Source organism: Rheinheimera sp., assembly GCF_020217005.1.
Taxonomy (GTDB): domain Bacteria; phylum Pseudomonadota; class Gammaproteobacteria; order Enterobacterales; family Alteromonadaceae; genus Pararheinheimera.
The window spans coordinates 1-10000 of record NZ_JAIWOI010000178.1; the positions used below are offsets into that span (position 1 = coordinate 1).

The 10000-nt window shown below is 46.1% G+C and carries 9 protein-coding genes; all 9 read right to left on the reverse strand.

The window, feature by feature from the left end:
• Positions 1 to 607: hypothetical protein (locus tag LDL40_RS08665; protein ID WP_300994880.1), on the reverse strand; the 607-nt coding region annotated here is incomplete at its 3' end.
• Positions 608 to 698: 91 nt separating this feature from the next.
• Positions 699 to 1544, reverse strand: a complete 846-nt coding sequence (locus tag LDL40_RS08670; protein ID WP_300994881.1) for a hypothetical protein — start codon at positions 1542 to 1544, stop codon at positions 699 to 701.
• 453 nt (positions 1545 to 1997) lie between these two features.
• Positions 1998 to 2813, reverse strand: a complete 816-nt coding sequence (locus LDL40_RS08675) for a c-type cytochrome (protein WP_300994882.1) — start codon at positions 2811 to 2813, stop codon at positions 1998 to 2000.
• 72 nt (positions 2814 to 2885) lie between these two features.
• Positions 2886 to 3725 carry an endonuclease/exonuclease/phosphatase family protein gene (locus LDL40_RS08680; protein WP_300994884.1) on the reverse strand — a complete coding sequence of 280 codons (840 nt, stop codon included), beginning with the start codon at positions 3723 to 3725 and terminating at the stop codon, positions 2886 to 2888.
• Between the two features lie 41 nt (positions 3726 to 3766).
• Positions 3767 to 4813: a LacI family DNA-binding transcriptional regulator gene (locus LDL40_RS08685; protein WP_300994885.1), complete on the reverse strand. Its 1047-nt coding sequence runs from the start codon at positions 4811 to 4813 to the stop codon at positions 3767 to 3769.
• A gap of 32 nt (positions 4814 to 4845) precedes the next feature.
• On the reverse strand, positions 4846 to 6147 hold the full coding sequence (locus LDL40_RS08690; RefSeq protein ID WP_300994886.1) for an ATP-binding protein: 1302 nt from the start codon (positions 6145 to 6147) through the stop codon (positions 4846 to 4848).
• 6 nt (positions 6148 to 6153) lie between these two features.
• Positions 6154 to 7488 (reverse strand): sigma-54 dependent transcriptional regulator, encoded by a 1335-nt coding sequence (locus LDL40_RS08695; RefSeq protein WP_300994888.1) that lies wholly within the window; start codon positions 7486 to 7488, stop codon positions 6154 to 6156.
• On the reverse strand, positions 7485 to 8666 hold the full coding sequence (locus LDL40_RS08700) for an FtsX-like permease family protein (RefSeq protein WP_300994889.1): 1182 nt from the start codon (positions 8664 to 8666) through the stop codon (positions 7485 to 7487). The genes LDL40_RS08695 and LDL40_RS08700 overlap by 4 nt, the downstream gene beginning before the upstream one ends.
• 10 nt (positions 8667 to 8676) lie before the next feature.
• Positions 8677 to 10000, reverse strand: a 1324-nt coding sequence (locus LDL40_RS08705; RefSeq protein ID WP_367304308.1) for an ABC transporter permease, incomplete at its 5' end; no start/stop codon positions are given.

Sequence of the window (10000 nt, forward strand, 5' to 3'; positions counted from 1 at the left end):
CAAGCATAAGCTGTTCAGAAATTGCAGGGTTTAAATCTAGAAGTTTATCGTCAACTGCATCTCTTAATAAGTCAAAACAATTACTAACAGTTCCAGAGAACTTGAGCTGCTTATATAAGTCTGACGCAAGCTCATGCGCTTTCTTTTTTACGAAATTCAAGTGGTTATTTAGGTGATTCTTGTAGTATGTACCATCATTTCCTTTTTTAAGCCTTACAAGATCAGCATAGCGCTCTTCAACAAATCCAATATTGACATATCCGCCACCGTTAGCGTCCAACTTTATGTTTATCTCTTCATTCGTAAAGTGAATTTCATGGGTTAAACCAAGTTTTTCCAGAATTTTGATATGCTTCGAGATTCCGTCCTTGTAATCACTCGTTGAAGGGTCTAGATGCTCAACCAAGAAATCAGATAAAGCTTTTAATGGGTTTACATAAGTAGAATCCCCAAGTTGAATTGAACACCATCGCTTTATTGCCTCATTTCCCACAATAGACGCAGATCTTTGTAATTTCTGAATAGCAGAAAGGATTGAGCCTTTAGGTGACTCTAGCTCGTTTAAAGATTCTTCAATTACTTGTAATGCTACTTTCTTTTCCTGCATATCACTCTCGATTTACTAATTCGTGTAACGTTTGTAAAGGGACAGACTTTAGCCCGTCCCAGTGAGCGAAGCGAGTGATTTGAACCAGTTGTCATGGGTCATTAACTAGATCCAATTCTTTCCGTAGTTTACTCAAAATAGTGAAGGAGTTAATCACAATATGCTCGCTAACAACCGGTTCGGCGCCATGAATTATCGAGTTGCGAAGAGTTATTAAAGCCCTGATTTCACCATATAGTGATTCGCTAATTTTCTCGTTTCGGAAGAGCATTTCGGATAGTTTTGCATTGGAAATATGCCGACGAGGTCTACTGGCGTATTCCATCGAAGATGTTGTTTGATACATTGAACCATACTTGGCAATTATTTCTTCAATTTGGTTGTAGTTTTTCAAGAAGTCTTCGAGGCTTCCTTTGTTTGTTTCCTCTCTTTCAGGATCTACCTGGCTCTGAAGCTTCCTGCTTTCTCTTTCAATTCTTTTGGGGGATATGACTTCAAAAATGAAATAGGTGACTGCCAGCAAAGTGGTTACAAACGCGGATTGTGCCGAGTTTATAATTATAGTGCTAAGCGATGTTCCCTTACTCTCGTATGATATAGCCAAATTTGAGAGTAACAACGTAACAACGGAAGATAGAGTTACAAATATTAGTAAAGTGAAATACCTGTTTTTAAGGCTTTCTACAGCCTCGACTAAAGTTTCATCCTCAAGCTCTTCACGACTTAGTTCATTGCGGAAAAATATGAATCCTGTGAGAGTTAACCCGTAGACCCCTGCTAGCACTTGTGCGGAAGTTGAAAATAGATATAGAACTTGGTTCTCGTTGAGTACCAATATTGGATTTTTTGTACCTACATAGCTTGTAGTTGTCGCCAAGATCATAAAGGCAATACCGAAAAGGCCAATGATTCTTGATGGTGCCCAGTAATTTTGCATTTGAACCCTGACGCTTTGATCTATGGTAATTAATTACAATCAATGACTGTTAGCAGCGGCCAAAAGCGTGCTGACCCATTTTTACTTTTCTCTGGCGTGTTATTTTTAGATTGGTCCACGCTAAGTATCTAAATTAGAGCATTTTTCCTTTTTCAGCAACAAACAAATGTGCCTGTTGATTTGCTCCAAGAGTGCCTGTTTTATAGTTAGGGCAAATAACACTGTGTATTAGTCCAGAGATATAACCAAAATCAGCTTCACGAACAAAACAGAACTCAACCAAAGCGAGGATGGGTGTAGTACTAAGCAGACCGTGTTTCGCAGGGATAGCGAAACAACACGCTTCGCTGCCCCCCATGGACGTATTTACGGCGTGTCTGTGTGGACTATACCCATTCCGCAGCCGCCTCACTCGCTACACCAAAGTTTACTTTTGAGCGCACCACCTAAACCCTAAGGCAACTGAACTTTATAACCCTTCATATGCTTTAAATACGCCACTAAGTAATCAATATCCTGGCTACTGAACTGCGGGAAAGTGGGCATTTTGCTTTTGTATCTGTAGCCGGAGGCATTCGGGATAAAGGCTTTTAGGTTATCGTCAGTCCAGTATTCGGTAACATTTTTTGGTGCGTTTAGCTCAGGGCCTAACTCACCGCCTTGCAGGTTGATGGAATGACAGCTGATGCAGCTTTGTTTAAACAGCAAAAAGCCCTGATAAGCGGCTGAGTTTTGTGGCGCATTGGTTGGATAGAGTTTGGGGTAACGTTGCTGAAAACTGACCAGCTCCAATTTCACCAGTTGATAAGGCCAGGGCCTGGTTTTTTCGACAGCTTTGCCTTGTTTCCATACCAGATAAAATGGCGCAGGCGATACCATGGCTTTGCCCTGGGCGACTAACGCAAAGTCAAAATCCTTTTTGCCGCTTTCAGCAAATACCAATACGGCCTGGTCGTCCAGCAAAAACTCCAGTGGCATGCTGGGCGCGTAGCCGTCAGAAGCGGTTAACACCACTTCATCTGCGGCCTGGCCCGGCTTATAACCAGCAGCTTTTAACAGTTGCAGTAAAGACACACCATCAAAACTTTTGTCGCTGTTGTAGACAGGGTCAAACAGCTTGATCTGCTGCACTGGTACTTTTTGTTTAATCTCGGCCAGCGTCCAGCTTAGCTTCTGATCAGGCAGCTGAATATCCAGGCTTTGGGCATAAAGCGCTGAAGATAAAACACCACAAAACAAAAACAACACCGCTGCCAAACCTCTGTTCATAGCTGCTCCTGCCTTTTCAATTGATAACGGCCTGCTCTGTCTTTAAAAGTTACAGGGCCGGATTTTCCAAATTCAGTTTAGCTCTACTACAGCCAGCAGCGCCTCATGATCCGAAGGATATAAGCCGTTGTATCTTCTGTTATCTACCTGATAACTGCTGACCTGCAGGTTTTTACTTACAAAAATAAAATCAATGGTTTGGCTTGGGCTATTGGGCTCGCGGCCAAAACCGTTAAAAGTACCGGCATTTTTGGAATGCTTTTGTTTAGCCACTAAAGCACTGTCGTTTAAGCTTTTGCTCAGCGCCTTATAGGGCTCGCTGCCGGGCTCGACATTCAAATCGCCGGTCAGTAGCACTTTGCTGTTGGCCGCTAACTGTTCCGCCTCAGCTTTTAGCAACAAGGCACTTTGCAGCTGCGCCTGCTGGCCCATATGGTCAAAATGGGTGTTCAAAAAGTAAAAACTCTGGCCGGATTTCAGCGCTTTAAACTGAGTTTTAGTAAAAGTGCGGTTTAAGGCGGCGTCCCAGCCTTTGGAGACCTGTTCAGGCGTTTCTGACAGCCATAAAGTTTTGGCCGACAGCAGCTGTAGCTTGTCTTTGCGATACAAAACCGCCGTGCTTTCGCCTTTGGTTTTGCCATCATCTCTGCCTTCACCAAACCATTGATACTGAGGCAACATGGCGATTAAATCATGCACCTGAAACAGTTCAGCTTCCTGTAAACCAATCAGGTCAGGCTGCTGAGTTTGAATTAAGTGTGCCAGCAAGAACTTACGCTCAGGCCAGTACTGCGGCGTACCTTCGGCCTCACAGTAACCACACCTAATGTTATAACTCATTAGTTTTAATTGTTCGGCTTGGGCCAGCTCAGGGAAAGCCAGAAGGGATAAAATAATCAGTAACAGTTTCATGCAGTTAGCCTGTTCAGGTAAAAAGAAGAAACCACATTAGCCTAACAACTTTGCCGTATTATTAATTCAGATGGCATTAAAAGGTCAGCGCCAAATTCGCCTGACAACAAAATACGGGCAGCAGTGCGGCCTTTTTCGTCGCTGTGCTGGGCTATAGTGGTCAGGCTGGGGTAAGCGCGTTCTGCTTCATCAATACCGTCGAAACCAACCACCACTAAATCGTCTGGAATAGTAATGTCCAGCTCACGGGCCACTGCCATAGCAGCCAGGGCTATACGGTCGCTCATGCACAGCAGTACTTGAGGTCGGGGGTACTGGGTTAACGCTTCGCGGGCTGCTATTAACGCAAAATGGTGGGTATTAACAGGAATATGCCAAACCGCATCTGCTGGCAAGTCGCGGCCCTGCTCCTGCACTGCGGCTAAATAACCATCCAAACGGCGGCGCGAAATAGCTTGTTCTGTGCTGTACAGCTCATGCGGCTGAATACGACAAACCCGGTCTGATTCTATTAAACGCAGCCCCAACACCGCCACTTTACCCGGCATTTTTTTCAAGGCATGTTCGGCAATACGATGGGCTGCTGCGTAGTTGTCGACGTTCACCGACATCACATGGTCCAGGTTGCAGTCCACTGTGATCAAAGGCTTACCACTTTTGATAATACGTTGCAGCTGCTCAGGGTTGCTGGGCGCACCATACAAAATAAAAGCGTCGGGTACAGCTTCGGCGCTACTGCTGCTGGTATCGTGACGGCCAGACAACAACAGCATATCCATGCCCTGTTCCTGCAGCACTTCGGCCACACCTTTAATAAACTGATTAGCAACAGGGTCGCTGACTGAATACTCCAGCGTGTCTGACAATAAAATCGCCACTATGCCGGAGCGGCCGGTACGCAAACTGCGGGCTGCGGCGTTTGGGCCGTCGTAACCCAATTCAGTGCATTGTTGCAAAATACGCTGGCGTAATTCAGGGGAAAGTTGGTCAGGTCTGTTATAGGCATTGGATACAGTAGCCACTGACACTCCCAGATAAGAAGCGACAGTTTTTAAATTGAGTTTTTTTGGTTTTTCAGTTGCCGACACAGCTATAACACCCGATTTTAGTTCAGGCTTTATCATGCCTGTTCAGTCAAGGAATTGCCAGCTCCTGAAGCTGGTAATGTAAGGGTTACCAACAGCCCCGCGCCCTGATTTTGCATGCTTAAACTACCACCATGAGCTTCGGCTATATCACGGCATAAAGTTAAACCTATGCCTGAGCCATTTTCTTTGCTGGTGTAAAAAGGCACCATGGCATGAGCCAGAGCTTCGCTAGTCATACCACCACCGGCGTCCTGCAAACGAATAAGCAACTGCTCCGGCAGTTCGGTAAAACTCAGTTGGATTTGTTCTGGGTTTGAACCCGATTCATGGGCGTTTTTTAATAGATTTAACAGCAACTGCGACCACTGCAACGAGTCGGCCAACCAGACACGGCGTGGCAAATCACCCTCTAGTTCAAACTCATACTGATCCTGCAATTGGTTAATCAGCCGCGCCCATTGCACAGGTGCCAATACTGGCGTCGGTAGTTTGGCAAACTGAATATAGGATTGTAAAAACTGATTTAAATGCTGCTGACGTTCACTGATGGTCTGGAAAATTTGTTGCAACTGTTTGTGCTGCAGCTCTGTAGCGACCAGTTGGCCTGAGTAAGCCAGTGAAGACAAAGGCGCCAGCGTATTATTTAATTCGTGCCCTATCACCCGCAGCAGTTTTTTCCAGGCTTTGACTTCTTCGCGGTGAATTTCACGGGTCATAGGTTTAAGTAAATACAGCTGATGCGGTTTTTGATTTAGCGAAAAACTACTTACCGACAAATGCCAAATCGATACAGGTTCGCCTAAATGCAGCAAACCCTGTTGTCCACTTTGAATGGCCAAAGCCAGTTCAGGTAATTTGGCAGTTAATTCAGAAAACAACAGGCCTTCAAACTTCAGGCCCTGATGCAATAAAACCCGGGCTGCCGGATTGGTCATCAGCACCCGACCAGTCTGATCGGTCAGTACCATAGCACTGGGACTGGATTGCAATACGGTATCGAGCAGTAATTCACGCTGATACAAAGTGGCGCGTTCCTGCCGCAGTTGTGCCGACATTTGCTGCAATACTTCCGCTAAAGGTTTGAGCTCGCGTAACAGCTGCCTATTGGCATCGACATTAAAACTGCCGTCCTGCAGGTTTTGCGCATGTAAATTCAGTGCTTCAATTTCCTGCAGTAAAGGACTTAACGCAAAGTGCAGCACCAGCAACACCAGTAATACAAAACCACTGAACAGCAGATACCAGAGCGGTTCAGCCTGCAGAGAAAACAAAAGCAAAAAAGCCGGCACTAATAGGGCCAGCACCAGCAGATATAAACGCCTGATCAACTGCATAAGAAATTACACTGGTTCAATGCCATAAAACTCCATGCGCCTGTACAAGGCCTGACGGCTAATGCCCAATTGTTTAGCAGCTCTTGCTACTACCCCCTGAGCCTGTTGCAAGGCCTGTTCTATCTGCTCTTTGTCCAAATCATCCAGGGCTTTTTTCGCTGAGTTATGCTCTTGTGGCAAAGCTAAATCAGTAGCGTCAATTTCATCAGCCAAAGTCAGCAATAAAGCGCGCTGACATAAATTCTGCAGCTCACGTACATTGCCAGGCCAGGGGTAACTTTGCAGCGCCTGTTCTGCAGCTTTGGTCAGGCTTTTTTGGCCTGCTAAAAAATGCCGCGCCAGAGGCACTATGTCGTCCACTCTGTCTTTCAGTGCTGGCAAATGCAATTGCACTACGTTGATGCGGTAATACAAATCCTGCCGGAAGCTGCCTGCTGCTATGGCTTTGGTTAAATCGGCATTGGTGGCGCTGATAATACGCACATCCACTTTACGGGTCTGACTGGAGCCTAAACGCTCAAACTCACCGGTTTGTAACACCCGCAGTAACTTCATCTGGCCTGATAACGACAGGTTGCCAATTTCATCCAGAAATAAAGTGCCGCCATCTGCTGCTTCAAAACGGCCAATACGGGTTTTAGTGACACCGCTGTAGGCTCCGGCTTCGGCGCCAAAGAGTTCTGCTTCCATTAAATCGGCAGGCAAAGCGCCCATATTTACTTTGATCAGCGGCTGTTGTTTACGACTGGAATTGGCATGCAGCACCTGAGCTATGCCCTCTTTACCAGCGCCGTTTTCACCTGTGATCAAAACTGCTGCGTTGCTGGGCGCCAGTTGCAAGGTCATTTGCAGCAGTTGTTCCATGGCAGTGCTTGTAAACACTAAGCCGCATAAGTCTTTACCGGCAAACAGGCCTAACCTTTCCTGCTGCTTGCGCTCGGCTTTCTGGTTTTGTTCGGTCAGTTGTTTGATTTTCAGTGCGTTCGCCACTGTGGTTAGTAAACGCTGGTCATCCCATGGCTTGGCGATATAGTCGGTAGCACCGGCTTTCACCAGTTCCACCACCATATCCAAATGAGTCCAGGCCGTCAGCAGCACTACAGGAATGGCCGGGTAATCAGATCGCAGCTGATAAAACAGCGCTTTGCCCTGGGCACCACTCATTTCGCCTTGAGCAAAATTCATATCCTGCAAAATCAGATCAATAGATTGCTGCTGCAAAATGCTTTTAGCCAGAGCCGGATGTTGCGCAATAAAGACCTGATAACCCTGCAACTGAAACAGGGTCATCAGGGCGGTGCAAACCGCCTCGTTATCATCGATGACCAGTATTTTTTTCATAAGGTCTTAGTTGCTGTTGCTGGAGATATCCGTGTTGCTATTCTGGCAGGATACCATGTGGCCAGTGTGACACAAAGTAGCAATAAAACCATGGTCAGCAGCGGCAGCCAGACTGGTACTGCAGGTATGCTAATCACCTTGGCCAGACTGATATTAAGAGCATAACAAACCAGAATACCAAAGCCCGCACCTATGGCTGTGGTCAGCCAGCTTTCGCTTAATACATCCAATAACACCCGCGCTTTACTGGCGCCCAAGGCTCGTTTAATCCCTACTTCTTTTTGCATTTGCAGCGCATGGAAATGGGCGTGACTGTAGGCTGATATCATAGCCACCAGCAGCATCAGACCACTTAATACGGCGAGTAAAGTAGCTAAACCAATTTCAGAGCGAAATACTTCGTCACGGTTTTCATCCATGCGCATAACAGTGCCAATATCCATTTCAGGTTCGGCATTTCTGATCACATCTGTTAATTGCTGACGCACAACTTCAGACTGACCAGGAGCTACCCGGACCATCAACTGATAACCCATCTCAGCTCTGGCCATAGGCACAAAATTGATTGCGCCGAACAAAGGATCACTGGCATATCGCTGCGAATAAAAATCAGACACTACACCAACCACTGTGCCCTGATTGGTTGATTTCCCAATAGGGTTTTGTTCTAAAAACAGCTGCTTCGCCAGCTTTTCAGTCAGAATAATATTTTGAGTGCCTTTATCCAGTTCGGTCAGCTCTCTGCCTGCGACTAACTGAGTGCCAAGCACCTGAAAAATCTGGCCACCTGTATTGTAATAAGGCGCGGAATCAACATTGCTTTCGTCCTGACGGTCAGTTTCAAAGATGTTTGAGTTGGAGCCGCCCTGACGTAACGGGATCTGATTAGTGTATTCAGCAGCCTCTACATCTGGAATTAAACGTACAGCTGCCAGTTGACGACTAATGACTTCGGACAATGCAGGCTCAACCCGCATCGCCGCACTGGTTGGTTTTACTCTTACGGTCAGAATTTGCTCCAGCGCCAGGCCTGTAGGCTGCTGCACCAGCTCTTTGGCTGCGCTTGCGAGTAACAAGGAGTTGACAACCAAACCTAAGGTCACAGCTAGTTGCAGCAGTAATAAGGCTGTCACCACTTTGCGGCGCAATAAGGATTTAATAATTAAATGCACTGACATAATAAGCTCCTTATTGTTTTAACTGTTGATTCAGCGGGCTGAATGAGGTTTTTAAGGCTGGATACAAGGTCACCAGATAGCTGATTAGCAGCACAAACAACGCCATGACGCCTAACATCTGCCAGTCCCAATTTGCCAAAGCTCTGGTACTGGGTAATAAAGAGTTGATGGTCCATAAGCCCAGCTGCGCAAAGAATAAAGCTGCGGCAAAAGCTAAAGCGGAACTTAATAACACATCCGCCATAATCTGGCTTTGTAACTGCCAGCGGCTGGCACCTAAAGCCCGGCGTAAACTGAATTCATACTGGTTCGCCATATAACGGTTCAGTGATAAATGACTGGCGTTGACTACACAAACCAACAGGAATAATGAAGCCACTAAAGCAAAAGCATCCAGTTGGTCATTGGTCGCACGCATGGCTTTTTGCACATCCAGAATATTGTCGAGCTTATTGCCTTCCGGGCGCTCATGACGGCCAGCAGCTTTTTCATCGGCCACCAGGTTTTTCAGAAATTGTTGGTACTGCCGCACTTTTTCCGGGCTATCTAATTGCACCCAAAACTGCAGCTGATTAGCAAAATTGGTTCTGGCCATTTGCGGGTAAGTGGCCATATTACCATCCCAATCCACATCAAAATATGAGTTCTGGGTATTGGACTGAATTGCCAAATCGTAAGCCGTTTCCAGCGGAATATAGATATCTTCAGCAGGTTCAGCGGAACGACGACCATTCACATCATACAAACGGGGTAACATAGCCCAGTCGTCCAAAACGCCTATGACTGTATACAGCTTGTCATCAATCAGCATCTCCTGCCCGACCACATCAGTGCGGCTAAAAAACTTCAACGCGGTATTTTTACTAATCACCACTTCCATCCGCGCTTTGTTATCGGGCCAGGTTTCGCCATGTAAAAAAGGCACATTAAACAGCTTAAAAAAATCACGCTGGGTTATACGCAGCTCCACCTGACTGGGTGTAGCCTGCTGATTTTCCACTGTTTTGGCGTAAGCATCACTGGAAAACATCGCGGCTTCGGCTGAAGTAATACCGCTGCCACTCATCTTCTGCATATCCATGTAACTCATGACCCGGGGCGGCTCAAAACAGTCGGTGCAATCTCCAGGCACTGAGTTGATGCGAGCCATAAATAAAGTGGCACTTTTTTCCGGTATAGGGTCTCGGTTCATCCAATAATACAAAGTGGCGTTACTGAAAAAAGTACCCAAACCTAAACTTAAAATCAGTAAAGTTAAAGCATAAGGCAAAGGTGCTCTTTTAATACTGAACCAACTCAGCTTCAGGTTATGAATTAAGGCGTCCATCTTAAGC

Excerpts from the sequence above, each read along its gene's own strand:
- LDL40_RS08670 (WP_300994881.1), bottom strand. The coding sequence starts at position 1,544 with ATGCAAAATTACTGGGCACCATCAAGAATCATTGGCCTTTTCGGTATT.
- LDL40_RS08675 (WP_300994882.1), bottom strand. The coding sequence starts at position 2,813 with ATGAACAGAGGTTTGGCAGCGGTGTTGTTTTTGTTTTGTGGTGTTTTA.
- LDL40_RS08680 (WP_300994884.1), bottom strand. The coding sequence starts at position 3,725 with ATGAAACTGTTACTGATTATTTTATCCCTTCTGGCTTTCCCTGAGCTG.
- LDL40_RS08690 (WP_300994886.1), bottom strand. The coding sequence starts at position 6,147 with ATGCAGTTGATCAGGCGTTTATATCTGCTGGTGCTGGCCCTATTAGTG.
- LDL40_RS08695 (WP_300994888.1), bottom strand. The coding sequence starts at position 7,488 with ATGAAAAAAATACTGGTCATCGATGATAACGAGGCGGTTTGCACCGCC.
- LDL40_RS08700 (WP_300994889.1), bottom strand. The coding sequence starts at position 8,666 with ATGTCAGTGCATTTAATTATTAAATCCTTATTGCGCCGCAAAGTGGTG.